Origin of the sequence: Streptomyces sp. NBC_00328 (assembly GCF_036139655.1) — a bacterium.
Taxonomy (GTDB): Bacteria; Actinomycetota; Actinomycetes; order Streptomycetales; family Streptomycetaceae; genus Streptomyces.
The window spans coordinates 3,023,069-3,048,438 of record NZ_CP108013.1 but is presented as its reverse complement, the minus strand read 5'-3'; the positions used below and the strand labels follow the sequence as shown (position 1 = coordinate 3,048,438).

At 72.0% G+C, this 25,370-nt stretch carries 18 protein-coding genes; 6 read left to right on the top strand and 12 right to left on the bottom strand.

Features of this window, described 5'->3' with window-relative positions:
* Positions 1-78 precede the first annotated feature (78 nt).
* On the top strand, positions 79-1,200 hold the full coding sequence (gene lgt / locus OG485_RS13350; protein WP_328668551.1) for a prolipoprotein diacylglyceryl transferase: 1,122 nt from the start codon (positions 79-81) through the stop codon (positions 1,198-1,200).
* Between the two features lie 129 nt (positions 1,201-1,329).
* Here the strand turns inward: lgt and OG485_RS13345 are convergent, their stop codons facing one another.
* The 7 genes from OG485_RS13345 to OG485_RS13315 form a co-directional block, all read right to left on the bottom strand.
* On the bottom strand, positions 1,330-2,169 hold the full coding sequence (locus OG485_RS13345) for an HpcH/HpaI aldolase/citrate lyase family protein (RefSeq protein ID WP_328668550.1): 840 nt from the start codon (positions 2,167-2,169) through the stop codon (positions 1,330-1,332).
* Positions 2,166-3,368 carry a CaiB/BaiF CoA transferase family protein gene (locus OG485_RS13340; protein WP_328668549.1) on the bottom strand — a complete coding sequence of 401 codons (1,203 nt, stop codon included), beginning with the start codon at positions 3,366-3,368 and terminating at the stop codon, positions 2,166-2,168. The genes OG485_RS13345 and OG485_RS13340 overlap by 4 nt, the downstream gene beginning before the upstream one ends.
* Complete coding sequence (gene rbsK, locus OG485_RS13335; protein ID WP_328668548.1) at positions 3,365-4,258, bottom strand: ribokinase; 894 nt, start codon at positions 4,256-4,258, stop codon at positions 3,365-3,367. Before rbsK ends, OG485_RS13340 begins: the two co-directional genes overlap by 4 nt.
* The gene (locus OG485_RS13330; protein WP_328668547.1) at positions 4,255-5,619 is read right to left on the bottom strand and encodes an ADP-ribosylglycohydrolase family protein; all 1,365 of its coding nucleotides are present in this window, start codon (positions 5,617-5,619) and stop codon (positions 4,255-4,257) included. The genes rbsK and OG485_RS13330 overlap by 4 nt, the downstream gene beginning before the upstream one ends.
* Positions 5,607-6,776 carry an ADP-ribosylglycohydrolase family protein gene (locus OG485_RS13325; protein ID WP_328668546.1) on the bottom strand — a complete coding sequence of 390 codons (1,170 nt, stop codon included), beginning with the start codon at positions 6,774-6,776 and terminating at the stop codon, positions 5,607-5,609. The genes OG485_RS13330 and OG485_RS13325 overlap by 13 nt, the downstream gene beginning before the upstream one ends.
* A gap of 7 nt (positions 6,777-6,783) precedes the next feature.
* Positions 6,784-7,941 carry an ADP-ribosylglycohydrolase family protein gene (locus OG485_RS13320; RefSeq protein ID WP_328674411.1) on the bottom strand — a complete coding sequence of 386 codons (1,158 nt, stop codon included), beginning with the start codon at positions 7,939-7,941 and terminating at the stop codon, positions 6,784-6,786.
* A 305-nt stretch (positions 7,942-8,246) separates the two neighbouring features.
* Complete coding sequence (locus tag OG485_RS13315; RefSeq protein ID WP_328668545.1) at positions 8,247-9,365, bottom strand: ADP-ribosylglycohydrolase family protein; 1,119 nt, start codon at positions 9,363-9,365, stop codon at positions 8,247-8,249.
* A gap of 270 nt (positions 9,366-9,635) precedes the next feature.
* Between OG485_RS13315 and OG485_RS13310 the strand changes: the two genes are divergently transcribed.
* From OG485_RS13310 to OG485_RS13300, 3 genes are all read left to right on the top strand, one after another.
* Positions 9,636-10,367: a VIT1/CCC1 transporter family protein gene (locus OG485_RS13310; protein ID WP_328668544.1), complete on the top strand. Its 732-nt coding sequence runs from the start codon at positions 9,636-9,638 to the stop codon at positions 10,365-10,367.
* 394 nt (positions 10,368-10,761) lie between these two features.
* Positions 10,762-15,357, top strand: coding sequence for a glutamate synthase large subunit (gene gltB / locus OG485_RS13305; RefSeq protein WP_328668543.1), 4,596 nt, complete (start codon positions 10,762-10,764; stop codon positions 15,355-15,357).
* Positions 15,350-16,810 (top strand): glutamate synthase subunit beta, encoded by a 1,461-nt coding sequence (locus OG485_RS13300; protein ID WP_328668542.1) that lies wholly within the window; start codon positions 15,350-15,352, stop codon positions 16,808-16,810. The genes gltB and OG485_RS13300 overlap by 8 nt, the downstream gene beginning before the upstream one ends.
* A gap of 138 nt (positions 16,811-16,948) precedes the next feature.
* On the opposite strand, the gene OG485_RS13295 is transcribed toward OG485_RS13300, so the two are convergent.
* Both OG485_RS13295 and OG485_RS13290 read right to left on the bottom strand, forming a co-directional pair.
* Positions 16,949-17,839 (bottom strand): chitosanase, encoded by an 891-nt coding sequence (locus OG485_RS13295; protein ID WP_328668541.1) that lies wholly within the window; start codon positions 17,837-17,839, stop codon positions 16,949-16,951.
* A 296-nt stretch (positions 17,840-18,135) separates the two neighbouring features.
* Entirely contained in the window at positions 18,136-19,056 is a 921-nt protein-coding gene (locus OG485_RS13290; protein WP_328668540.1) for a rhomboid family intramembrane serine protease, read from the bottom strand.
* 263 nt (positions 19,057-19,319) lie between these two features.
* On the opposite strand from OG485_RS13290, the gene qcrB reads away from it, so the two are divergent.
* The gene (gene qcrB, locus OG485_RS13285) at positions 19,320-21,041 is read left to right on the top strand and encodes a cytochrome bc1 complex cytochrome b subunit (protein ID WP_328668539.1); all 1,722 of its coding nucleotides are present in this window, start codon (positions 19,320-19,322) and stop codon (positions 21,039-21,041) included.
* On the opposite strand, the gene OG485_RS13280 is transcribed toward qcrB, so the two are convergent.
* Both OG485_RS13280 and OG485_RS13275 read right to left on the bottom strand, forming a co-directional pair.
* The gene (locus tag OG485_RS13280; RefSeq protein ID WP_328668538.1) at positions 21,013-22,014 is read right to left on the bottom strand and encodes an acyl-CoA dehydrogenase family protein; all 1,002 of its coding nucleotides are present in this window, start codon (positions 22,012-22,014) and stop codon (positions 21,013-21,015) included. The genes qcrB and OG485_RS13280 overlap by 29 nt on opposite strands.
* Entirely contained in the window at positions 22,014-23,159 is a 1,146-nt protein-coding gene (locus OG485_RS13275) for an acyl-CoA dehydrogenase family protein (protein WP_328668537.1), read from the bottom strand. The genes OG485_RS13280 and OG485_RS13275 overlap by 1 nt, the downstream gene beginning before the upstream one ends.
* 58 nt (positions 23,160-23,217) lie before the next feature.
* Between OG485_RS13275 and OG485_RS13270 the strand changes: the two genes are divergently transcribed.
* Positions 23,218-24,009 carry an SDR family oxidoreductase gene (locus OG485_RS13270; RefSeq protein ID WP_328668536.1) on the top strand — a complete coding sequence of 264 codons (792 nt, stop codon included), beginning with the start codon at positions 23,218-23,220 and terminating at the stop codon, positions 24,007-24,009.
* Positions 24,010-24,033: 24 nt separating this feature from the next.
* On the opposite strand, the gene OG485_RS13265 is transcribed toward OG485_RS13270, so the two are convergent.
* A complete protein-coding gene (locus OG485_RS13265) occupies positions 24,034-25,242 on the bottom strand; it encodes an RNA-guided endonuclease InsQ/TnpB family protein (RefSeq protein WP_328668535.1) in 1,209 nt (402 codons plus the stop codon).
* Positions 25,243-25,370 lie beyond the last annotated feature (128 nt).

Below are 25,370 nucleotides of genomic sequence, written 5' to 3'. Positions count from 1 at the left end.
GGGGGCACCGCACGTTATGGACCCGTTGCGGGGCCGCCCGCCGTGGGTGGCGTCCGGCACGGTAGCGTCGACCTTGCCATGGAACTTGCCTACATTCCCAGCCCGTCGCACGGTGTGCTGCACCTCGGCCCCATTCCGCTGCGCGGCTACGCGTTCTGCATCATCATCGGCGTCTTCCTTGCCGTCTGGCTCGGCAACAAGCGCTGGATCGCCCGTGGAGGGCGGGCCGGCACGGTGGCCGACATCGCGGTCTGGGCCGTGCCCTTCGGCCTCGTCGGCGGGCGGCTCTACCACGTGATCACGGACTACGAGCTGTATTTCAGCGAGGGCCGTGACTGGGTGGACGCCTTCAAGATCTGGCAGGGCGGGCTCGGCATCTGGGGCGCCATCGCCCTCGGTGCGCTTGGAGCCTGGATCGGATGCCGCCGACGCGGTATTCCGCTGCCCGCCTGGGCCGACGCCGTGGCACCCGGCATCGCCTTCGCCCAGGCGTGCGGGCGCTGGGGCAACTGGTTCAACCAGGAGCTGTACGGCAAGGCCACGGACCTTCCGTGGGCGTTGCACATCACGTCCTCCACGGACGGGCGCGTCCCCGGCTACTACCACCCGACCTTCCTGTACGAGTCCCTGTGGTGCGTCGGCGTCGGATTCCTGGTCATCTGGGCCGACCGCCGCTTCAAGCTCGGCCACGGGCGCGCCTTCGCCCTGTACGTCGCCGCCTACTGCGTCGGCCGCGGCTGGATCGAGTACATGCGCGTCGACGACGCCCACCACATCCTGGGCCTGCGTCTCAACGACTGGACCGCGATGGTGGTCTTCGTCCTCGCGGTGGTCTACATCGTGATCTCGTCCCGGCTGCGTCCGGGCCGGGAGGAGATCGTGGAGCCCCGCGCCGACGAGGACGCGCCCGCCGCGGACGACGAGACCGCCTCCGCCGAGGACGCGGCCGGCAAGGACGCCGACAAGTCCGAGGGCAGGACCGGGGACAAGGCCGAGAGCGGCCGCGAGGGCAAGGGCGAGGACGGGACCGAGGGCGACTCGGTCGACCTCGGCAAGGAGACCGTCACCGAGTCCACCACGTCTTCGGAGTCCGCCACGTCCTCGAAGTCCGCCGGGACCGCGTCCGCGGCGGAGTCCGAGACGGAGTCCGGCGAGGAGTCCGAGGCTCGCGACGAGGCCGGGTCGGCCAAGAAGGGCTGAGTTCTCCCCGTACGACGAAGGGGCGCCGCGTCCGGGACGCGGCGCCCCTTCGTGTCGTCCCGGGCCCTGTCGTCCTTGGTTGTTTCCCGGGCCTTGTTTCCCGGGCTCTGTCGTGCCGGGCGCGTGGACTCAGGCCAGGCGCTGGGCGAGGGCGAGGGTGCGGCGGGCGCCCGTGACCACCGCCGCGTCGATGAAACGGCCGTCCGGCAGGGCCTGCGCGCCCGGATCCGCGGCGGCCGCCCGGATGACGGCCTCGGCTGAGTCGACCTCGGCCGGGGTGGGGAGGTAGGCCCGCTCGATGATGGGGAGCTGGCGGGGATGGATCGCCGCGCGCCCGAGGAAGCCGAGGGCGCGCCCCCGCGCGCAGGACGAGGCCAGGCCCTCCACATCACGGATGTCGGGGAAGACCGACTGGGCCGGCGGCGGCAGCCCCGCTGCCCGCGCGGCCACGACCAGACGGGCCCGGGACCAGTCGAGGCCCGTGTCGTCACGGACGCCGAGATCGGCCCGCAGATCGCTCTCGCCGAGGGAGACACCGCGCAGGGCGCGATGGGACGAGGCGATGGAGAAGGCATGTTCGATGCCCAGAGCCGTCTCCAGCAGGGCGTAGAGCGGGATCGTGCCGCCCTCCGCCGGGATCGCGTTCTCCGCCACCCGTACGACGTCGGCGCGCGAGGTCACCTTCGGCAGCCGCAGGCCGGACAGGCCGCGCAGCGGCGAGAGCGTCTTCAGATCGGCTTCGCAGAAGGGGCCGTCGAGGGCGTTGACCCGGACGTGCACCGGGACGGGCGGCGCGTCGGCGAGCAGGTCGGCGGTGGCGGAGCGGGCGTACTCCTTGCGGTGCGGCGCGACCGCGTCCTCCAGGTCGACGAGCACGACGTCCGCGCCGGAGGCCAGAGCCTTGGCCACCACCTCGGGACGGTCTCCCGGCGCGTACAGCCAGGTCAGCGGCAGGAGGTCCGTGGTCATAGCACCCCCTCCGCCCTCAGCTCCTGGATCTCGGTCGTCGTCAGGCCGAGTTCACCGAGGACCGCGTCGGTGTCCGCGCCGTGCGGGCGGCCCGCCCAGTGGATCGCGCCGGGTGTGGCGGAGAGCCGGAAGAGGACGTTCTGCATGCGCAGCGGGCCCAGTTCGGGGTCGTCGACGGTGGTGACCGTGTCCAGGGCCTGGTACTGCGGGTCGGTCATGACGTCCCGGACGTCCTGGACGGGGGCGATCGCCGCCTCCGCCTCCTCGAAGGCGGCGAGGACCTCGTCCTGCTTGCGGCAGGCGATCCACGCGCCGACCGCCCCGTCCAGGACGTCGGCGTGGCGTGCCCGGTCCGCGCCGGTCGCGAACCACGGTTCGTCGATCACGTCGGGGCGGCCGACCAGCCGCATCACCCGCTCGGCGATCGACTGCGCCGAGGTCGAGACCGCGACCCAGGAGCCGTCCGCCGTGCGATAGGTGTTGCGGGGCGCGTTGTTCGCCGAGCGGTTGCCGGTGCGGGGCTGGACGTGGCCGAGCTGGTCGTACCAGATCGGCTGCGGGCCGAGGACGGTCAGGATCGGCTCGATGATCGCCATGTCGATCACCTGGCCCTCGCCGGTGCGGTCGCGGGCCCTCAGCGCGGTCAGCACGGCGTACGCGGTCGCAAGGCCGGCGATCGAGTCGGCCAGGCCGAACGGCGGGAGGGTCGGCGGTGCGTCCGGCTCGCCGGTGATCGCCGCGAAGCCGCTCATCGCCTCCGCGAGCGTGCCGAAGCCGGGGCGGTGCGCGTACGGGCCGAACTGGCCGAAGGCGGTGACCCGGGCGAGGATCAGACGCGGGTTGGCCGCGGACAGCTCGGCCCAGCCCAGGTCCCATTTCTCCAGAGTGCCCGGACGGAAGTTCTCGATGATCACGTCGGCTTCGGCGGCGAGCCGGAGCAGGGTCGCGCGGCCGCCGCGCTTCGACAGATCGAGCGTGATCGTGCGCTTGTTGCGGCCGAGGAGCTTCCACCACAGCCCGATGCCCTCCTTCGACGGGCCGTGTCCCCGGGACGGGTCCGGCTGGGTGGGATGTTCGACCTTGACGACCTCCGCGCCGAAGTCACCGAGCATGGTGGCGGCGAGCGGCCCGGCGAACAGGGTCGCGAGGTCGAGGACGCGCACGCCGTCGAGGGAGCCGCCCTCGCTGGGCCCGCTCACGCGCCGGCCTGGGTGTCGATCTCGGAGCGGTACGGCATCGAGGACGTCGCTCCGTGCCGCTGCACGGACACCGAGGCGGCCGCCGACGCCCACACCATGGCCTCCGACATCTCCCGGCCCTCGGCGAGCGCCACCGCCAGGGTGCCGACGAAGGTGTCGCCGGCCGCGGTGGAGTCGACGGCGGTCACCTTGGGGGCGGGCACCGTGATGGGTGCGGCGTCCCGGGTGGCGTACAGGCTGCCCTCCGCGCCCAGTGTGACGACGACCTCCGGGACCTGTTCGAGCAGGGCCGCGGCGGCTCCGCGTGGGTCGGTGAAGCCGGTGAGCGCGGCGGCCTCGTGCTGGTTTGGCACCAACAGGTCGATGGTGGACAGCAGTTGGGGCGACAGGAACTGCGCGGGGGCCGGGGTCAGGATCGTACGGACACCGTGTCTGCGGGCGGCCTCCGCGCCGGCGAGCACGGCTTCCAGCGGGATCTCCAGCTGGAGGAGGAGCGCGTCGGCGCTGGCGATGAGACCCTCGTCGCCGGGGGCCAGGGAGGTGACGGTGCCGTTGGCGCCGGGGATGACGACGATGGCGTTTGCGCCCTCGTCGTCCACCACGATGTGCGCGGTGCCGGAGGGGCCCTCGGTGGTGCGCAGATGGTCGGTGTTCACGCCGAAGTGCTCCAGCGTGGAGCGGAGTTGGCTGCCGAAGGAGTCGGCGCCCACCGCGCCGACGAGGGAGACGTCGGCGCCCGCGTGCGCGGCTGCCACCGCCTGGTTCGCGCCCTTGCCGCCGGGGATCGTGCGGAACTCCCGTCCCGTGACGGTCTCTCCGCGCTGCGGGGCTTTGGCGACATACGCGACGAGGTCCATGTTCGTGCTGCCGAGCACGGCGATATGGGTCATGGGCGAACGGTCTCCCGTTGTGTGAGGTGGGCGAGGGCGTCGAAGCCGATGCCGTTGAAGTCGGCGACGGAGGTGGCGAGCCGGTTCTTGAGGGGGCCCGTGAAGCGGTCGGGCAGTCCGGCGGGGTCGCCGGTGAGCAGTCCGGCGATGCTTCCGGCCGTCGCGCCGTTCGAGTCGGTGTCCAGGCCGCCGGACACCGCCCGGCAGACGGAGCCGCCGAAGTCGCCGTCCGCGTGGGTGAGGGCGGCGGCGATCAGCGCGGTGTTGGGTACGGCGTGGACCCAGTGGCAGTCGCGGTGGGCGGAGTGCAGTTCGTCGACGACCGCGTCGAAGTCCGGTGTCGTACGGGCCAGCCGGACGGCGTGGCGGACCGCCCGGGCCAGCCGGGAGCCGGGCGGGACGACTCTCAGCCCGGTGCGCAGACATGCGTGGACGTCACGGGTCGCGCCGGCCGCCTCGGCGATGGCGGCGGCCGTGAACATCGCCGCGTAGACGCCGTTGGCCGTGTGGGTCAGGGCCGCGTCGCGGTACGCCTGTTCCGCGGCCCGCGCCGGGTCGCCCGGGTTGGTCCAGCCGTGCACGTCCGCGCGGATCAGGGCGCCGATCCACTCGCGGAACGGGTTGTGCCGGCGGGCGGTGTCCGGGGGCTCGACGCCGCCGAGGAGGTTGCGGTACGCGACGCGTTCCGCGGTGAAGGTGCGGCCGGCGGGGAGTTCGTCGAGCCAGAGGCTGGCCACGTCCGCGGTGCTGAAGTCCCGGCCGTACCGCTGGAGCAACAACAGGTTCAGAAGGGGGTAGTTGAGGTCGTCGTCCTCCGGCATGCCGTCGATGTTCTCGGCCAGGGAGGTGGCGGCGGAGCGCCGGTTCCAGGGGTGGGCCTCCAGCAGGTCCCCGGGGACGCCCCGGGCGGTGAACCAGGTGTGCAGGGGCCAGTTGCCGGAGGCTCGCGCGAGGCCCCGGATCGCTTCGAGGGGGAGTTTTTCCACGGGTTTGCCGAGCAGGCAGCCCACGGCCCGGCCGAGCCAGGCCGCTTCCAGGCGGGCCGGGCCGGGAGCGGGGACGGGTGCGTACCGAGGGGGTGGCCAGTCGGGGCACTGGGCCTTGATCAGTGCCAGATCCGTCGGTTCGTCGTCCGCCAGCCTGCCCGGCAGGGCGGCGAGTTCGTCGAGGAGCCCGGCCGCCAGCCGGCGCAGGGACGGCGAGGCGGGGGCGGCCGACGCGCCCGCGCGCAGCGGGGCGGGCCGCCCGCCCGCCGCGTACCAGCGGGCGGCGACGCGGGACGGGTCCCGGCCGTCCTGCACGGCCTGGTTGAGCTCGTGCCCGAGGAGGTCCTCGGGCTGGACCCAGGTCAGCCGGAGCACGGTGTGCCCGCCAGCACGGCGTACGCCGCCTCGTGGGCCCGGCGGCGGTGGACGTCACGGTCGAAGATCTCCCGGGTCACCTCGGCCAGCGTACGCGCCGGGGCGTCCAGGTCGAGGCGGCTGGACTCGGCCACGGTCTTGGCCCAGTCGTGCGGGACCTCGGCGCCGAGCGCGCCCGCGAGGGCTCCGGCCATGGTGGCGATGGAGTCGCAGTCGCGGCCGTAGTTGACCGAACCCAGGACCGCGTGCCGGAAGTCGCCGTCCGACACCAGCAACATGCCGAGCGCGACCGGGAGTTCCTCGATGGAGTGGAGCCGGGAGGGGCGCCGGGCGCCGAGCGAGGGGGAGCGGTAGTCGGGGCCGACCGTGTCGAAGGGTGCCACCGCCCGGCGCAGCGGGACGAGGGCGGACTCGAAGTCCGTGTGCCGGGAGGCGACTTCGCAGACCGCCTCGACGGCGTCGCGGGTGCCGTCCTTGGCCAGCGACAGACAGGCGGCGACGACCGAGCCGGGGGTCGCGCCGGGGGAGCAGGCAGCCGCCACGGCCGCCGCGAAGACGCCCGCGGCCTCGCGGCCGTACGAGGACTGGTGGGCGCCCGCGACGTCGAGCGCCTCGGCGTACGCGCCCGCCGGGTTCGCCGCGTTGACCAGGCCGACCGGGGCCATGTACATCGCGGCACCGCAGTTGACGATGTTGCCCGTGCCGGCCTCCCGGGGGTCCACATGGCCGTAGTGGAGGCGGGCGACCATCCACTTCTCGGCGAGGAAGATCCGCTGCAGCGGGAGGGCCTCGGCCTCCAGTTCCGGGATCCAGCGGGGGGTCGTCATCAGGTCGGGGACGAGATGCCCGGCGACCGCGTAGGCGTCGAGGTGGTCGCGGACCTCCGCGTACACCCGTACCAGCGCATGGGTCATCAGGGTGTCGTCGGTGACGTGTCCGTCGCCCTTGTGGTACGGGGCGATGGGGCGGGCGGTGGGCCAGGCGTCGCCGTTCCAGGGGCCGACGACGCCGTGCACGCGGCCGCCGTGGCGTTCGGCGATCTGCTCGGGGGAGTACCCCTCGACGGGGCCGCCGAGGGCGTCGCCGACGGCGGCTCCGACGAGGGCTCCGGTGATCCGTTCGTCGAGGGTTCCCGTTCCTTCTCCTTTGGGCGTCATGCCCGAATCATCCCTCTGGGGCCACCGGTTCCGGGGAATCGCGCGGGTCGGCGAGTCCCGTCGCCTCCAGGAGTTCGGCGAGGCCGATGAGGTCCGTGCCGGTCAGCCGGGGCAGCGCGCAGCCGGACAGGGTGCGGCAGGCGTCGCGCCAGGAGGCGGGGACCGCGGCGGCGCCGCCGATCGCCCCGGTGAGCGCTCCGGCCAGGGCGGGGGCCGAGTCGGCGACCCGGGACAGACAGGCGGCGGCCGGTACGGCCTCGGCGATCCTGCCGCGCGCGGCCAGCGCCAGGGCCAGGGCCACGGGTACGGTCTCGGCGGCCGCGATCCCGTAGCTGTAGACGTGGTCGACGATCTGGTGCTCCAGCAGGGGGACCAGGGCGAAGGCGCTCTCGCTGTCCTGGGCCAGCGTCAGGGCGAGCCGGGTGTTGCGGCCGATCTCCGTGGCGGCGGGCAGTTCGGTCAGGGCCGCCTCCACACAGGTGCCGACGTCGTGCCCGGCGAGGGCGAGCGCCACGGCGGCCGCCATGGCGCGGGCGCCGTGCACCCCGTCGCCGTCCTGGGTGTAGCGGGCGTCGAACTCGGCGAGTTCCGCGGCGAGCCGGGGGTCTCCCGGGTGCGCCACGGCGAGGACGCAGGCCCGCACGCAGGCCGCGTCGTCGAAGTAGTGGGGGTTGTCGTGGCCGGTGGCGGGCGGGCGCAGACCGGTGGCGAGGTTGCCGAGTGCGGCCCGCACCGAGATCCGGGCGCGCAGCGGAAGCAGGGCGGACTCGACCTCGGGGGCGCGGTCCGCCGCGGCGGCCACCTCACTGGCGACGGCGTTCCAGGACAGGTCGATGGACGCGCGCATCCTGCGGCCGAGGCTCAGGTCGCCGAGCGCGGTGGTCTCCCCGGCCCGGAGCACGGCCTCCGCCGCGAACGCCGCCCACTCGGCGTCGTCCGAGGGGCCGAGCCGCAGCGGTTCGGGGGGCTGGTTCAGCGCGATCGGCACGGGCAGGGTCGTCGTCGCGTTCTGCTCCGCGAAGGTGTCCAGCTCGCGGGTCAGGCGCCGGGTCCACTCGGGCATCCGCGCGGCCCGGTGGCGGGCGGCGGGCCAGCCCGCGGCATCCCCGGCGGCCAGCCCGAGCAGCAGCCCTTCGATCCGCCGCACCCCCGGTTCCCCGGGCATCCGGGCCGGTGAGCTCCCGGCCTCCCGGACCGCGGGGGCGGCTGACGCGGAGGCGCCCGGCTCCGCAGCCCGGCGGTCCGCCGGATTGCTTCCTCCGAGCAGCGCCCCGGCCCGGACGGCACCGGCGAGGACACCACCGGCGACAGCCGCGGCCTTCGCCCCGGCGGCGAGCACCACGGGCTCCGCCTGCGCGATGGGTGGCGCGGGCCGCGCTTCTGCGGTGGGCTGGGTGTCTTGCGGGGGTGTCGCCGAGGCCGCGCTCCCGCCCGGTGCCGGGGCGGACCCGTCTCCGGGCAGGCCGGGGCTCATGACCGCGCCTCGTTGCCGTCGCGGCCGGTGGCCGCGTGCCTGGCCGCGTCCGGCGCCTGGACCGCGTACCCGGTTTCCGGGGCGGGCGGTACACGGCCCCCGGCGCCCCACTTCTCCTCGTGCTCCGGGGTCAGCAGTTCCGCCACGTCCAGGATGTGGTGGCCCTCCATGGAGGGGAGGCAGCTGCCGCGGGCCGGTCCGATGGCCGCCGCCCACTCGGCGGGGATCGAGGACATGCCCCGGGCAGCGCCCGCCAGCGCCCCGGCCACCGCGGCCGTCGTGTCGGCGTCGCGGCCCATGTTCACCGCGGTGAGGATCGACTCGGCGAACGCCCCGTCCGCCGCCGCGTAGGCGCCGAAGGCGAGGGCCACGGCCTCGGGGGCCAGGTCGGTCCACGGGTAGCCGCCGATCACCACGGCGGACCGCACCGCGCGCTCGCCCCGGTGCGCCACCGCGACCGCGCGGCGCAGGGAGCGGGCCGTCCAGGAGTCGTCCGGGACGACGGCCAGGGCGGAGGCGACGACCGTGGCGGTGGAGGCCCCCGCCATCGCGGCGGCGACCCCGGCCGCGACGGCCTGGCCGCCGTAGATGCCCTCGCCCTCGTGGCTCACCGAGCCGTCGATCGCCACGAGCCGGGCCGCCTCGGCGGGCCGCCCGGCCGCGAAGACACCGAAGGGTGCCGCGCGCATGGCCAGACCGTCGCTCCAGGCGTGCCGGTGCTGGGCGGAGATGGGCGCCGCGAGCCCCCGGCGCAGGTTCTCCAGCGTGCCGCGCTCACTGAACCCGGCGCCGCGGAACGGCCCCTCGTCGCGGTCCGCGATCCACTGGTGCCAGGCCGATTCGACGTGCGCCACGGTCAGCGCCGAGCCGTGCCGGGCCAGCAGCAGCCCCGAGAAGATCGCGTACTCGGTGTCGTCCGTCCCGGCCGGATGCTCGGCGACGTACCCGGTGATCCGGCCCCATCGGGCGCGGATCTCCGACGGCTTCATGTTCTCGGCCGGTGCGCCCAGCGCGTCCCCGACGGCGAGTCCGAGCAGTGCGCCGCGTGCCCGGTCGCGGAGACCGGCGGCGCTCCCGGCTGCCGGGGCCGAGGGAATGCAGGCGATGGAAGCCATACGTGCCTCTCTCTCAGGGTCCTGCCGGCGTGCGGAATGCGGCGCGCGGAACCCTTTGCGGATCTGTGCCACGTTGGCGGTTGACAGGAGCGTCACGGGCTCCACTGTCACCCGGTCGACATATGTGCATGACATGCCACGGATGAGCATTGAGAGGTAAAACCGCAGGTTAGCCCAGCCTTTCCTTGCTGGCGGCGGGGAATTGTGTGGCGTACTTTCAGAGTTGTCGAAAAGTGGAAACAGTCCAATGAAGCACTCTGGGGGACCGGCATGGCGATCATCGAGACCGAGGCGACGCTCCATGTGGCGCACCGCGACAACCACACCCACCGCGATGTCAACGGCGGATGGCTGCGCCCTGCCGTGTTCGGCGCGATGGACGGCCTGGTCTCCAACCTCGCCCTGATGACCGGTGTCGCCGGCGGGTCCGTGTCCCAGCAGACGATCGTCATCACCGGACTCGCGGGCCTCGCCGCCGGAGCCTTCTCCATGGCCGCCGGCGAGTACACCTCCGTCGCCTCCCAGCGTGAGCTCGTCGAGGCGGAGCTCGATGTCGAGCGGCGCGAGCTGCGCAAGCACCCCAAGGACGAGGAACGCGAGCTGGCCGAGCTCTACGAGGCCCGCGGCGTCGAGCCCGGGCTGGCCCGCGAGGTCGCCCGGCAGCTCTCCCAAGATCCTGAGCAGGCCCTGGAGATCCACGCCCGCGAGGAACTCGGCATCGACCCCGGCGACCTCCCCTCCCCGGCCGTCGCCGCCGTGTCCAGCTTCGGCTCGTTCGCGCTCGGCGCCCTCCTGCCCGTACTGCCGTATCTGCTGGGCGCGACCGTGCTGTGGCCGGCGCTGCTGCTCGCCATGATCGGGCTCTTCGCGTGCGGTGCCGTCGTGGCCAAGGTGACCGCGCGGTCCTGGTGGTTCAGCGGGCTGCGGCAGCTCGCCCTCGGTGGTGCCGCGGCGGGTGTGACGTACGCCCTGGGCAGTTTGTTCGGTGCGGCCGTAGGATGAGCCTCGATCACTTATGCGAGGGACCGCATAAGTAGTTGTTACCCGGCGGTTTCGATTCCGTGGCCACTGGGAATGAGCCGTAAGCGCCGCGGGCAATGACGCCCGCGCCGCATCTCACGCGGCGGATCACGATCTCCGCCGCGTGCCGGACCGATGGTCATCGATCTGTCCGCTTAGGTCCCATAACTCTCCACCGCTCAGCGCGATACCCCCGCCGCGCCCCCGTGGTGTCCGCATGTTGGAACGACGTATCCGATTCACGAGAATCGCTCCATCATGTAACCTGCACGAAATTTTGCACCCAGCAGAGGGCCAACGTCGTCCCTCGGCAGATGTCTTCCCAGCGCCGCAAGAGCCCGGGAGACCCCCCGCCCCGACGACGACGGGAGAGCCGATGCGTACCACGCGCCAGCCGTCCCAGCACTCCACGAACGACCAGAAGTGGTCCTTCATGGATGCTCGCCCTGCTGCGCAGGGTATGTACGACCCCCGCAACGAGCACGACGCCTGCGGCGTCGGCTTCGTGGCCACCCTCACCGGCGAGGCGAGCCATGCGCTGGTCGAGCAGGCGCTCACCGTTCTGCGCAACCTGGAACACCGCGGTGCCACCGGCTCCGAGCCCGACTCGGGCGACGGCGCGGGCATCCTCTCCCAGGTCCCGGACGCCTTCTTCCGCGAAGTGGCCGGATTCGAACTTCCCGCAGCCGGTGCGTACGCGGTAGGCATCGCCTTCCTCCCCGAGGACGGCACGGCCGACGCCGTCTCGCGCATCGAGACGATCGCCGCCGAAGAGGGCCTCACCGTCCTCGGCTGGCGTGAGGTCCCGGTCGCCCCCGAGCTCCTCGGCGCCACCGCCCGCTCGACGATGCCCGCCTTCCACCAGATCTTCGTGAGCGACGGCGAGAGCCAGGGCATCGCCCTGGACCGCACCGCGTTCGTGCTGCGCAAGCGCGCCGAACGCGAGGCCGGCGTCTACTTCCCCTCGCTGTCCGCGCGGACCATCGTCTACAAGGGCATGCTGACCACCGGCCAGCTGGAGCCCTTCTTCCCGGACCTGTCCGACCGCCGCTTCGCCTCCGCGATCGCGCTCGTGCACTCCCGGTTCTCCACCAACACCTTCCCGAGCTGGCCGCTCGCCCACCCGTACCGCTTCGTCGCGCACAACGGCGAGATCAACACGGTCAAGGGCAACCGCAACTGGATGGTCGCCCGCGAGTCCCAGCTCGCCTCGGACCTGTTCGGGGACAACGACAAGCTGCAGCGGATCTTCCCCGTCTGCACCCCCGACGCCTCCGACTCGGCCTCCTTCGACGAGGTGCTCGAACTCCTGCACCTCGGCGGCCGTTCGCTCCCGCACTCCGTGCTCATGATGATCCCGGAGGCGTGGGAGAACCACGCATCCATGGACCCGGCCCGGCGCGCCTTCTACCAGTTCCACTCCACGATGATGGAGCCCTGGGACGGCCCGGCCTGTGTCACCTTCACCGACGGCACCCAGGTCGGCGCGGTCCTCGACCGCAACGGTCTGCGCCCCGGCCGCTACTGGGTCACCGACGAGGGTCTCGTCGTCCTCGGTTCCGAGGTCGGCGTCCTCGACATCGACCCCGCCAAGGTCGTCCGCAAGGGCCGCCTCCAGCCCGGCAAGATGTTCCTCGTCGACACCGTCGAGCACCGCATCATCGAGGACGACGAGATCAAGGCCGGCCTCGCCGCCGAGAAGCCCTACGCCGAGTGGCTGGAAGCCGGCGAGATCGAGCTCTCCGACCTCCCCGAGCGCGAGCACATCGTGCACACCCACGCCTCGGTCACCCGCCGCCAGCAGACCTTCGGCTACACCGAGGAAGAGCTGCGGATCATCCTCGCGCCGATGGCCAACACCGCCGGTGAGCCGCTCGGCTCCATGGGCACCGACTCGCCGATCGCCGCGCTCTCGCAGCGCCCGCGTCTGCTCTTCGACTACTTCACCCAGCTGTTCGCCCAGGTCACCAACCCGCCGCTGGACGCGATCCGCGAAGAGCTGGTCACCTCCCTGCGCTCCTCCCTCGGCCCGGCGAGCAACCTGCTGGAGCCGACGGCCGCCTCCTGTCGCAGCGTCACCCTGCCCTTCCCGGTGATCGACAACGATGAGCTCGCCAAGCTCATCCACATCAACGCCGACGGCGACATGCCCGGCATGAAGGCCGCCACGCTCTCCGGCCTGTACCGCGTCTCCGGCGGCGGCGACTCCCTCGCCGCCCGCATCGAGGAGATCTACGCCGAGGCCGACGCCGCCATCGAGAACGGCGCCCGGCTGATCGTCCTGTCGGACCGCCACTCCGACGCCGAGCACGCGCCGATCCCCTCGCTGCTGCTCACCGCGGCCGTCCACCACCACCTCATCCGCACCAAGCAGCGCACCCAGGTGGGCCTGCTGGTCGAGGCCGGCGACGTCCGCGAGGTCCACCACGTCGCCCTGCTCATCGGCTTCGGCGCCGCGGCCGTCAACCCGTACCTCGCCATGGAGTCCGTCGAGGACCTGGTCCGCGCCGACACCTTCCTCCAGGGCATCGAGGCCGAGCAGGCCATCCGCAACCTGATCTACGCGCTCGGCAAGGGCGTCCTGAAGGTCATGTCCAAGATGGGCATCTCGACCGTCGCCTCCTACCGCGGCGCCCAGGTCTTCGAGGCCGTCGGCCTGGAGAAGGCCTTCGTCGAGAAGTACTTCAACGGCACGGCCACCAAGATCGGCGGCGCCGGCCTCGACGTCATCGCCAAGGAGGTCGCCGCCCGGCACGCCAAGGCCTACCCGGCCTCCGGCATCGCGCCCGCGCACCGCGCCCTGGACATAGGGGGCGAGTACCAGTGGCGCCGCGAGGGCGAGCCGCACCTGTTCGACCCGGAGACGGTCTTCCGCCTCCAGCACTCGACGCGCTCCGGCAGCTACGAGATCTTCAAGAAGTACACCGGCCGCGTGAACGAGCAGTCCGAGCGCCTGATGACGCTGCGCGGCCTGTTCGGCTTCACCTCGGACCGCACCCCGATCTCCCTCGACGAGGTCGAGCCCGTCTCCGAGATCGTCAAGCGCTTCTCCACCGGCGCCATGTCGTACGGCTCCATCTCCAAGGAGGCGCACGAAACCCTCGCCATCGCCATGAACCAGCTGGGCGGCAAGTCCAACACCGGTGAGGGCGGCGAGGACGCGGACCGGCTCTACGACCCGGCGCGCCGCTCCAGCATCAAGCAGGTCGCCTCCGGCCGCTTCGGTGTCACGAGCGAGTACCTGGTCAACGCCGACGACATCCAGATCAAGATGGCCCAGGGCGCCAAGCCCGGCGAGGGCGGCCAGCTGCCCGGCCACAAGGTCTACCCGTGGGTGGCCAAGACCCGTCACTCCACCCCGGGCGTCGGCCTGATCTCCCCGCCGCCGCACCACGACATCTACTCCATCGAGGACCTGGCTCAGCTGATCCACGACCTCAAGAACGCCAACCCGCAGGCCCGCATCCACGTGAAGCTGGTCTCCGAGGTCGGCGTCGGCACGGTCGCCGCGGGTGTCTCCAAGGCCCACGCGGACGTCGTCCTGATCTCCGGCCACGACGGCGGAACGGGCGCCTCCCCGCTGACCTCCCTCAAGCACGCGGGCGGCCCCTGGGAGCTCGGCCTCGCCGAGACCCAGCAGACCCTGCTGCTCAACGGCCTGCGCGACCGCATCGTCGTGCAGACCGACGGCCAGCTCAAGACCGGCCGCGACGTCGTCATCGCCGCGCTGCTCGGCGCCGAGGAGTTCGGTTTCGCGACCGCGCCGCTCGTCGTCTCCGGCTGCGTCATGATGCGCGTCTGCCACCTGGACACCTGCCCGGTCGGCATCGCCACCCAGAACCCGGTGCTGCGCGAGCGGTTCGCCGGCAAGGCCGAGTACATCGTCAACTTCTTCAAGTTCATCGCCGAAGAGGTCCGCGAGATCCTCGCCGAGCTCGGCTTCCGCAGCATCGAGGAGGCCGTCGGCCACGCCGAGAACCTCGACGTGGAGCGCGCCGTCACCCACTGGAAGGCGCAGGGCCTGGACCTGACCCCGCTCTTCTACGTGCCCGAACTGCCCGAGGGTGCGGCGCTGCACCAGGTCATCGAGCAGGACCACGGCCTGGAGAAGGCGCTCGACAACGAGCTCATCAAGCTCGCCGCCGACGCGCTGGCCGCGGACTCCGCGACCGACGCCCAGCCGGTCCGCGCCCAGGTCGCGATCCGCAACATCAACCGGACGGTCGGCACCATGCTCGGCCACGAGGTGACGAAGAAGTTCGGCGGCGCGGGCCTGCCCGACGACACCATCGACATCACCTTCACCGGCTCGGCGGGCCAGTCCTTCGGCGCCTTCCTCCCGCGCGGCGTCACGCTGCGCCTGGAGGGCGACGCCAACGACTACGTCGGCAAGGGCCTCTCCGGCGGCCGTGTCGTCGTCCGCCCCGACCGGGGCGCCGACCACCTCGCCGAGTACTCGACGATCGCGGGCAACACCATCGCCTACGGCGCGACCGGCGGCGAGCTGTTCCTGCGCGGCCGCACCGGCGAGCGCTTCTGCGTCCGCAACTCCGGCGCGCTGGTGGTCTCCGAGGGCGTCGGCGACCACGGCTGCGAGTACATGACCGGCGGTCACGCGGTCGTCCTCGGCGAGACGGGCCGCAACTTCGCGGCCGGCATGTCCGGCGGGGTCGCCTACGTGATCGACCTTGACCGCGACAACGTGAACGTCGCCAGCGTGAACGCCGTCGAGGAGCTCGACGACACCGACAGGCAGTGGCTGCACGACGTCGTGCGCCGGCACGCGGAGGAGACCGCCTCGACGGTCGCCGAGAAACTGCTCGCCGAGTGGCCCGCCGCCGTGGAGCGCTTCAGCAAGATCATCCCCAGCACCTACAAGGCAGTGCTCGCCGCCAAGGACGCCGCCGAGCGAGCCGGACTCGACGAGTCCGAGATCACCGAGAAGATGATGGAGGCGGCGACCAATGGCTGATCCCAAGGGCTTTTTGAACCACGGCCGTGAGGTCGCCAGGTCCCGCCCGGTCCAGGAGCGCCTCAAGGACTGGAACGAGGTCTACGTTCCGGGCTCGCTGCTCCCGATCATCTCCAAGCAGGCCTCGCGCTGCATGGACTGCGGCATCCCGTTCTGCCACAACGGCTGTCCGCTGGGCAACCTGATCCCCGAGTGGAACGACTACGCGTACCGCGAGGACTGGCAGGCCGCCTCCGAGCGCCTGCACGCCACGAACAACTTCCCGGAGTTCACGGGCCGGCTGTGCCCCGCGCCGTGCGAGTCCGCGTGTGTGCTGGGCATCAACCAGCCCGCCGTGACCATCAAGAACGTCGAGGTCTCGATCATCGACAAGGCGTGGGACACGGGCGACGTCGCCCCGCAGATCCCCGAGCGCCTGTCGGGCAAGACGGTCGCGGTCATCGGTTCGGGCCCCGCCGGTCTCGCCGCGGCGCAGCAGCTCACGCGGGCCGGTCACACGGTCGCCGTGTACGAGCGTGCCGACCGCGTCGGCGGTCTGCTCCGCTACGGCATCCCCGAGTTCAAGATGGAGAAGCGGCACATCAACCGCCGCATCGAGCAGATGCGCGCGGAGGGCACCCGCTTCCGCACGGGCATCGAGATCGGCCGCGACCTCAAGGCGACGGACCTGCGCAAGCGGTACGACGCCGTGGTCATCGCGGCCGGCGCGACGACCGCCCGCGACCTGCCCGTCCCCGGGCGGGAGCTGAGCGGCATCCACCAGGCCATGGAGTACCTGCCGCTGGCCAACAAGGTGCAGGAGGGCGACTTCGTGGCGCCCCCGATCACCGCCGAGGGCAAGCACGTCGTGGTCATCGGCGGCGGCGACACGGGCGCGGACTGTGTGGGCACCGCCCACCGCCAGGGCGCGGCCTCGGTCACGCAGCTGGAGATCATGCCGCGGCCGGGCGAGGAGCGGAACCCGGGCCAGCCCTGGCCGACCTTCCCGATGCTCTACAAGGTCACCTCCGCGCACGAGGAGGGTGGCGAGCGCGTCTACGCGGTCTCCACCACCCACTTCGAGGGCGACGAGGACGGCAACGTCCAGTGGCTGCACCTGGTCGAGGTAGAGTTCACCGGCGGCAAGCTGAACCAGAAGCCGGGCACGGAGCGCAAGATCCCCGCCCAGCTGGTGACGCTGGCGATGGGGTTCACCGGCACGGACGTCGAGAACGGCGTGGTCTCCCAGTTCGGCCTGGAGCTCGACGAGCGCGGCAACATCGCCCGCGACGCCGACTTCGCGACCAACGTTCCCGGTGTGTTCGTCGCCGGTGACGCGGGCCGCGGCCAGTCCCTCATCGTCTGGGCCATCGCGGAGGGCCGCTCGGCCGCCCGCGGTGTCGACCGCTTCCTCACCGGAGCGAGCGACCTGCCGGCCCCGATCCGCCCGACGGACCGTTCGCTGACGGTCTGACCCATGGATGCGTGACCTGACACGGTCACTCGAGAACGTCCCGCACAAAGGCGTGCGGAACACGAGACGGCGCCTGCCCCACTGTCCCCGACCGGACGACTGGGCAGGCGCCGCCGCATGTCCGCACCCGCCCGGCGCCTACGGCACGCGGTAGGTCTCGCCGTACACCTTCCACTCCAGCGGGGTGCGCAGGCCGAGGTTCCCCTCGTCGAGGAACCGGCGCTGGGCCGTGTCGACGCGGGTGGTGTCGCGGCCGGGGTTCTCGGACTTCATGGCCGCGCGGCGGATGTCCAGGAAGGTGCCGAGGTACGTCTTCTCGTCGCCGCCCCCGGACGGCGGGTCCGCCTCGCGCAGGGTGCGCTCGCGCAGCCCGTGGAAGCTGTGGACGCCGGTGCCCGGACCGTGCATCACCATGGCGTCGTAGTAGAGGAACTGGCCGAGCGTGCCGAGACCGTCGAGCTTGGCGAGCCGGACGGCGGGGCCGAAGTAGACCCGGTCGCGCTCGGAGTCCTGGGCCCTGCGGAACGCGGCGAGGGTGGCCTCGTGGCGCCAGGCCGCGGTGAAGCCCGGGTCCAGGCCCTCGTGGGAGTCCGTGCCGTCGACCTCGCGCAGGGCCGGGAGATAGCGGGCGAGCCCGTTGTCCGGGTGCGCCCGGGTGTAGCGCTCGACGAGGGTGAGCAGGTCGTGGGTGCCGGTGCAGAAGCCGACGACGCCCGCCGTGTAGCCCTGGCCGTCACCGATGTCCTCGATGTAGCCGTACGCCTCGTGCCAGTTCAGCGTGGAGTTCTCGGCACTCGCCACGATCTGCTGGGCGAGCTCCTTCTTGGCCGGAGCGGCGAGGCCCGCCGGCATGCCGGCGACACGCTCGTCGTCGGCCGTCCGCTCCGCCCTGTCCTTCGCACGGGACCGCGACGCGGCCGAGGGGCCGCCCCTGGCGTCGGCCGTGGCGTGCCCGGGCGTGGTGAGGTGGACCGCCGCCGTGATCAGCAGGAGGGCGAGGGTGATGAACAGATAACCCGCGCGTTTCATGCCGCACACGGTACGCAGGGCCGACGGGACCGGCGGGAAGGCCGGGGGGCCGCACGGGTGATGTACAGATGTGCCCCCGGGACCCGGCACGCGCGCCGGTTTCGGTCACGTCACCGGTCCGGCCACCGGAGCGTTCGGGCCAGGCGTTCCGGGCGGGGCACGCGTCGCGTCGGCGGTGCCCGACCCGCGTGCGGTCGGCGGCCGTTGACCCACCCCGGGCACCACGGCGGGGATCCGTGCCGGGCACCACGGCGGGGATCCGTGCCGGGCGCGGGCTCCCGCCGTTCGCTCCCGTGCTACACCGCGCCCGTCCGCAGCGCCGACACCTTCAGCACCGTGAGGACCACCAGCAGGGCGAGAAGGCCCACGCAGACGGACGCCTGGATCAGGGTCCGGCGGCGGTCGCGGGGGGCGTACGCGTAGGCGGCGGTCACGAGCCCGCCCGCCAGCAGCCCGCCCAGGTGCCCCTGCCAGGACGTGAGCCCCGCCGAGATCAGGAGCCAGATCAGCAGGCCCGCCATGAACCGGTTGATGTTCCCCCTGTCCGCGCCCAGGCGGCGGCCCATCACGTAGTACGCGGCGCTGATGCCGAAGATCGCGCCGGACGCGCCGATCGTCTGCTGGTCCGGGGCGATCAGCAGCACGAGGACCGAGCCGCCGAGCGCCGACAGCAGATACAGCGCGAGGTAGCGGACCCGGCCGAGCTGGGACTCGACGATCCGGCCGACGTTCCACAGCGCGAACATGTTCATCGCGATGTGGGCGATCCCGAACGTGCCCTCCGTGGGCGGCAGATGCAGGAACGCGCCGGTCAGCAGCCGGTACCACTCCCCGTCGACGAGGCCCTCCGCGTGATAGGACGCGGGGTACGCGGCGTCCCAGAGGTAGTGGAGCCCGTCCGAGTCCACCAGACCCGCGCCGAGCATCGAGAACCGGTCCACGACCGAGGCGCGCAGCAGTTCGGCCAGATAGGCCAGCACGTTCAGGCCGATGAGGACGTACGTCACCGCCGGCACCGTCGATATCCGGCCGCCGAAGGCCGTGCGGGCCTGCCGGACGGACCTCGCGCCCTCCTTCACGCACTCCACGCACTGATGGCCGACGGCCGCCTCGCGCATACAGCTCGGACATATGTAGCGGTCGCATTGGGTGCAGCGCACATGCGACTCGACCTTGGGGTGGCGGTAGCAGGTGGTGACGGCGGACTCGGACTCCACGGCCGGCTCCTAGGAACGCACGGGTACAGGGGAAAGTGAGCCGGTGGGGACGGCGATGATCAAAATATCCAACGTGACGGACGGCGGGTAACGGCAGGGCCACGATTCGCGGCCGCCGCCGGGGAACGCCGGTGCCCGCGCCGGGGATCGACCGGCGCCGTCACGTCGAACCCTGCCGGCTTCGTGGCCAACACCGCACCCGTGACGCCCCGTTGGCTTCGACCGCCCGGCGTGCCACCCTGGTGGGCCGAGGGGAGCGGCGAATGGGCGCACGAGAGATCGACTCCGGCCGGACCGCGGGGACTTCGGCGGACAGGGCACCCGGGGGCGGGACCGCGCAGGCCTCGGGCGGTACGGGGACCGTACGGGCCCGGCGCGCGCCGGAGACCGGCAAAGGGGAGAGGCTCGCCGACTGGGCCGACGGACGGCTGGGCGTCTACTCACTGGCCAAGGCCAACATGCGCAAGGTCTTCCCGGACCACTGGTCGTTCATGCTGGGCGAGGTCTGCCTCTACAGCTTCCTCGTCCTGATCCTCACCGGCATCTACCTCACCCTGTTCTTCGAGCCGAGCGGCGTCGAGGTCGTCTACCACGGCTCCTACGGGCCGCTGAACGGCATCGTCATGACGCGGGCCTACGAGTCCACGCTCGACATCAGCTTCGACGTGCGCGGCGGACTGCTGATCCGGCAGATCCACCACTGGGCGGCGCTCGTCTTCCTCGCCGGGATGCTCGTGCACATGATGCGGGTGTTCTTCACCGGCGCGTTCCGCAAGCCGCGCGAGGTCAACTGGCTCTTCGGCTGGACGCTGCTGATGCTCGGCCTCATCACCGGGCTGACCGGCTACTCGCTCCCCGACGACCTGCTCTCCGGCACCGGCGTCCGCTTCGCGCAGGGCGCGATCCTGTCCATCCCGGTCGTCGGGACGTACATCTCCTTCTTCCTGTTCGGCGGGGAGTTCCCGGGGCACGACATCATCCCGCGGTTCTTCCCCATCCACGTCCTGCTGCTGCCGGGCATCATGCTGGGACTGGTCGTCGCCCATCTGATCCTGGTCTTCTACCACAAGCACACGCAGTATCCGGGGCCCGGACGGGACCAGAAGTCGGTCGTCGGCATGCCGTTCATGCCGGTCTACATGGCGAAGGCAGGCGGCTTCTTCTTCCTGGTCTTCGGCGTCCTGTCGGTCATGGGCGCGATCGCCACCATCAACCCCGTGTGGGCGTTCGGGCCCTACCGCCCCGACCTGGTGACGACCGGCGCACAGCCCGACTGGTACCTCGGCTTCTCCGAAGGACTCATCCGCGTGATGCCGGGATGGGAGATCAACGCCTTCGGCCACACCCTCCAGCTGGGCGTCTTCATCCCCTTCTCGCTCTTCCCGCTCATCATGGCCGCCATCGCCGTCTACCCCTTCATCGAGGCCTGGGTCACCGGCGACAAGCGCGAGCACCACCTCCTGGACCGGCCGCGCAACGTCCCCACCCGCACCGCTCTCGGCGTCGCCTGGCTGACGCTGTACGCCGTCCTGCTGGTCGGCGGCGGCAACGACCTGTGGGCCACCCACTTCCACCTGTCGATCAACGCGATCACCTGGTTCGTCCGCGTCGCCGTCTTCGCCGGACCCGCCCTCGCCTACATCCTCACGAAACGGATCTGCCTGGGGCTGCAACGCGCCGACCGCGACAAGGTGCTGCACGGACGCGAGACCGGCACCGTCAAGCGCCTTCCGCACGGCGAGTACGTGGAGGTCCACGAACCCCTCACCCAGGCCCGGCGGTTCACCCTCACCCAGCACGAACAGCCGCCGCCCTACGAGGTGGGTCCGCTCGTCGACGCGAACGGCGTGGTCCGCCGGGTCGGCCCGGCCCGGAGGCTGCGCGCCCGGCTGGCGCGCGCCCTGTACGGTCCCGGCACCAGGATCCCGAAGCCCACGTCGGAGGAGTACCGGGCGCTCACGAACGGGGACGACCAGCACCACTGAGACCGGCCAGCGCCTCGGCCCTGCACTCCGCCGGGGTGCCCCAGGCCGAACGCAGGGCGCGGGCCTTGGTGAACCAGAGGGACAGGTCGTACTCGGCCGTGTAACCGATCGCGCCGTGCAGCTGCAACGCGGCCCGCGCCGTGGCGTACGCGGCCTCGCACGCCGTGACCTTCGCGGCGGCGACCTCCGCCGGCGCCATCGACAGCGCGGCCCCGAACAGCAGCGGGCGCGCGAACTCCAGGGCGATCATCGCGTCCGCGAGCCGGTGCTTGACCGCCTGGAACGAGGCGACGGGAACACCGAACTGGGTCCGCCGCCCGACGTACGCGACGGTCCGGCCGAGGAGCGCGAGGCCCACCCCGAGGGCCTGGGCCGCTGTGGCGAGCCGGGCCCAGGCCAGCGCCCGGAGCGCGGCGCGCGCGACCCGAGGTCCCGTGGCCAGGAGTTCGCCGCCGCCCTGCGCACGCGCGAGCCTGCGGGCCCGGTCCACGGACATCCGCACCGGGCCGGGACCGGGCGCGAGCCACAGACCCCGGCCGTCCACCGCGAGCAGCACCGTCGCCGCGTCCGCGTCGAGCGCCGGAGCACCGTCCGGGGCGAACGTGGCCACGCTCTTGCCCGAGGCGAGCCCCGGCAGCAGCCGTTCGGCCGGACCCGGCTCGCCCAGCGCGCTCAGCTCACCCAGCAGTACGGCGGCGGCCACCGTCTCCACCACCGGACCCGGAACCGCGTGCCGGCCCAACTCCACAAAAGCGACCGCCAGTTCCACCGGAAGCAGGCCCGCCCCCTCGTACGCCTCCGGGACCGCCAGAGCGAACACGCCCGCCTCGGCCAGCCGCGACCACAGGACCCGCCCCGGCGCGTGGTCGCCGTCCGCCCACGCCCGCACCGCCGACGGCGTGTCCGCGGACGCCAGCATCGCGTCCAGGGACGAGGCGAAGGCCCGCTGTTCGGTGTCGAGCAGGAAGCGCATCAGCGGCGGCCCTTCGGAAGGCCGAGCAGCCGCTCGGCGACGATGTCGCGCTGGATCTCGTTCGTGCCCGCGTAGATCGGGCCCGCGAGCGCGAAGACGTACCCCTCGCACCACCCGCTGTCCGCGAACTCGCCCTCGGCGCCCAGCAGATCGAGCGCCGTCTCGTGCAGCGCGATGTCCAGCTCCGACCAGAACACCTTGTTCAGGCTGGACTCCGGCCCGATGCCCTCCCCTTCGAGCAACCGGGAGGCATGGGCGTACGCGAAGAGCTGGTAGGCGCGCGCGCCGATCACCGCGTCGGCCACCCGGTCGCGCAGGGCCGAGTCGGACGGGTCGCCGTGGGCGTGCCACAACGCGGCCAGCCGGTCCGCGGCGGCCAGGAAACGGCCCGGCGAACGCAACGTCAGACCGCGCTCGTCGCCCGCCGTCGACATCGCCACCCGCCAGCCCTGCCCCGGTTCGCCGATCACGTCCTCGTCGGGGACGAACACATCGTCCAGGAACAGCTCCGCGAAGGCCGGTCTGCCGTCCAGGCGCCCGATCGGGCGGACCGTCACACCCGGCGCGCGCAGGTCGAACATCACGTACGTCAGCCCCTGGTGGGGTTTCGCCAGGCCCGGCTCACTGCGGAACAGGCCGAAGGCGCGATCGGCGAACGCGGCCCGCGACGACCACGTCTTCAGCCCCCGCAGCAGCCAGCCGCCGTCCACCCGCACCGCGCGCGATCTCAGCGAGGCCAGGTCCGAACCCGCCTCGGGCTCGGACCAGGCCTGCGCCCAGACCACCTCGCCCGTGGCCATCGAAGGCAGCACCCGCGCGCGCTGCTCCGCGGTGCCGTGGCCGAAGAGGGTCGGCGCGAGCAGGCTGATGCCGTTCTGCCCGACCCGGCCCGGAGCGCCCGCCGCGTGGTACTCCTCCTCGAACGCCAGCCAGCGCACGAGGTTCGCGTCCCGGCCGCCGTACTCGGCCGGCCACGACACCACCGACCAGCGGTCCGCGGCCAGTTCGGCCTCCCACGCACGATGCGCGGCGAAGCCCTCCGCGGTCTCCAGGGAGGGCAGCGCGGCCGCCGGGACGTGGGCGTCCAGCCAGGTACGGGCCTCGGCGCGGAACGCCTCGTCCGCGGGGGAGCGGGTGAGATCCATCGGCGGCACCTTCCGGCGGAGCTTCCCTAACAAGTGTTTGGTAGGTTAGCTTGGAGTCATGAGCGACGTCGAGAGCCCGGCGTACGTACCCGGCCACGGACTGCTGAAGGGCCGCAGCGCCGTCATCACCGCCGCCGCGGGCGCCGGCATCGGCGGAGCCACGGCACGCCGGTTCCTGGAGGAGGGCGCCCGCGTCCTGATCAGCGACGCGCACACCCGCCGGCTCAAGGAGACCGCCGAGACCCTGGCCGCGGAGTTCGGCCCCGGCCAGGTGACCGCACTGCCCTGCGACGTCACCGCCGAGGACCAGGTCCAGGCCCTCTTCGACACCGCCGAGCACCTCCACGGCCGACTGGACATCGTCGTCAACAACGCTGGCCTCGGCGGCACCGCGTCCCTCGTCGACATGACCGACGACCAGTGGTCCAAGGTCCTCGACGTGACCCTGAACGGCACCTTCCGCTGCACCCGGGCCGCCCTGCGGCGGCTCAGGGAACACGGCGACGGAGGAGTCGTCGTCAACAACGCCTCCGTCGTCGGCTGGCGCGCCCAGTCCGGACAGGCCCACTACGCCGCGGCGAAAGCCGGCGTCATGGCCCTCACCCGCTGCGCCGCGATCGAGGCCGCCGCCTACGGCGTCCGCGTCAACGCCGTCTCGCCCAGCCTCGCCCTGCACCCCCACCTGGTGAAGGTCACCACCCCCGAACTGCTGGAAGAACTCACCGCCCGCGAGGCCTTCGGCCGCCACGCCGAACCCTGGGAGGTGGCCAACGTGATCGTGTTCCTCGCCTCCGGCTACTCCTCGTACCTCACCGGCGAGGTCGTGTCCGTGAGCAGCCAGCGCGCATAGGACGACATTGACTTCCTCCCCCGTCTAAAGGCGGGGGGTTCCAGCGGTCGCCCGCTGGGGTTCCTGCTTCATCGACGACTGCCCCGTCCGGGAGGGCTCCCGTTGAGGTCTTACACCGTCTCCACAGGCAGACACGGCCAGCCCGGCCGCGAGAATGTTCTGCGCCGCGTTCGCGTCGCGGTCGTGCACCGTGCCGCACTCGCACGTCCATGTACGGACGTGCAGCGGCAGTTTCGCCCGGATCGTGCCGCAGTTCCCGCACAGTTTGCTGGAGGGGAACCAGCGGTCGACCGTAACGAGTTCGCGTCCGTACCAGGCGCACTTGTACTCGAGCATCGTCCTCAGCTCACGCCAGGCCGCATCCGAAATGGCCCGGGCGAGCCCGTGGTTCTTGACCATGTTGCGGACGCTCAGGTCCTCGATCACGACCGTTTGGTTCTCACGGACGAGACGAGTGGTCAGCTTGTGCAGGTGGTCGCGGCGCCGGTCGGCGATCCGGGCGTGGACCTTGGCGACCTTGCGGCGCGCCTTCTCCCGGTTGGCGGAGTCCTTCGTCTTGCGGGACAGTTCCCGCTGGGCCCTGGCGAGGCGGGCGCGGTCACGGCGTTCGTGCCGGGGGTTGGTGATCTTCTCCCCGGTGGACAGGGTCACCAGGGAGGTGATCCCCGCATCGATTCCGACCGCCCTGGTGGTGGCCGGTGCCGGGGGGATCGTGTCGTCGCAGAGCAGCGACACGAACCAGCGTCCGGCCGCGTCCTGGGACACGGTCACCGTGGACGGCGTCGCGTCGTCGGGGAGCGGCCTCGACCACACGATGTCCAGGGGCTCGCTCATCTTGGCGAGCGTGAGCCGGCCGTCGCGGTAGCGGAACGCCGAGCTGGTGTACTCCGCGGAGCGGCGGGACTTCTTGTGCGACTTGAACCGGGGGTACTTCGACCGTCCCTCGAAGAAGCTCGTGAACGCCGCTTGAAGGTGCCGCAGGCACTGCTGCAGGGGCACCGAGGACACCTCGGACAGGTAGGTGAGTTCCTCGGTCTTCTTCCACGCGGTGAGCATCGCCGAGGTCGCGTTGTAGTTGACCCTCTCCCGTCGCTGGTACCACGCGGCGGTACGTGCTTCGAGTGCCAGGTTGTAGACCTTGCGCACACATCCGAAGGTGCGCGACAGCTCCGCCGCCTGCGCATCCGTCGGATAGAAGCGGAACTTGAACGCCCGCTTCACGTGAGAGGTCATGGCTCACAAAGTAGCACGACAGGTTGTGACTGTATGCTGACTGCGGGTGGTGAGCGGCGATCCGTCCTGGCGGCAAGCCGTCTTCCCTGCCCTGCTCCGCGGGAGCCCGGTTCTCCCGTTGGCTGCGC

Coding starts and splice junctions, on each gene's coding strand:
- OG485_RS13345 (WP_328668550.1), bottom strand. CDS start 2,169: ATGACCACGGACCTCCTGCCGCTGACCTGGCTGTACGCGCCGGGAGAC.
- OG485_RS13265 (WP_328668535.1), bottom strand. CDS start 25,242: ATGACCTCTCACGTGAAGCGGGCGTTCAAGTTCCGCTTCTATCCGACG.
- OG485_RS13275 (WP_328668537.1), bottom strand. CDS start 23,159: ATGGATCTCACCCGCTCCCCCGCGGACGAGGCGTTCCGCGCCGAGGCC.
- OG485_RS13295 (WP_328668541.1), bottom strand. CDS start 17,839: ATGAAACGCGCGGGTTATCTGTTCATCACCCTCGCCCTCCTGCTGATC.
- OG485_RS13270 (WP_328668536.1), top strand. CDS start 23,218: ATGAGCGACGTCGAGAGCCCGGCGTACGTACCCGGCCACGGACTGCTG.
- OG485_RS13280 (WP_328668538.1), bottom strand. CDS start 22,014: ATGCGCTTCCTGCTCGACACCGAACAGCGGGCCTTCGCCTCGTCCCTG.
- lgt (WP_328668551.1), top strand. CDS start 79: ATGGAACTTGCCTACATTCCCAGCCCGTCGCACGGTGTGCTGCACCTC.
- OG485_RS13315 (WP_328668545.1), bottom strand. CDS start 9,365: ATGGCTTCCATCGCCTGCATTCCCTCGGCCCCGGCAGCCGGGAGCGCC.
- rbsK (WP_328668548.1), bottom strand. CDS start 4,258: ATGACCCATATCGCCGTGCTCGGCAGCACGAACATGGACCTCGTCGCG.
- qcrB (WP_328668539.1), top strand. CDS start 19,320: ATGGGCGCACGAGAGATCGACTCCGGCCGGACCGCGGGGACTTCGGCG.
- OG485_RS13325 (WP_328668546.1), bottom strand. CDS start 6,776: ATGACGCCCAAAGGAGAAGGAACGGGAACCCTCGACGAACGGATCACC.
- gltB (WP_328668543.1), top strand. CDS start 10,762: ATGCGTACCACGCGCCAGCCGTCCCAGCACTCCACGAACGACCAGAAG.
- OG485_RS13300 (WP_328668542.1), top strand. CDS start 15,350: ATGGCTGATCCCAAGGGCTTTTTGAACCACGGCCGTGAGGTCGCCAGG.
- OG485_RS13320 (WP_328674411.1), bottom strand. CDS start 7,941: ATGCCCGGGGAACCGGGGGTGCGGCGGATCGAAGGGCTGCTGCTCGGG.
- OG485_RS13310 (WP_328668544.1), top strand. CDS start 9,636: ATGGCGATCATCGAGACCGAGGCGACGCTCCATGTGGCGCACCGCGAC.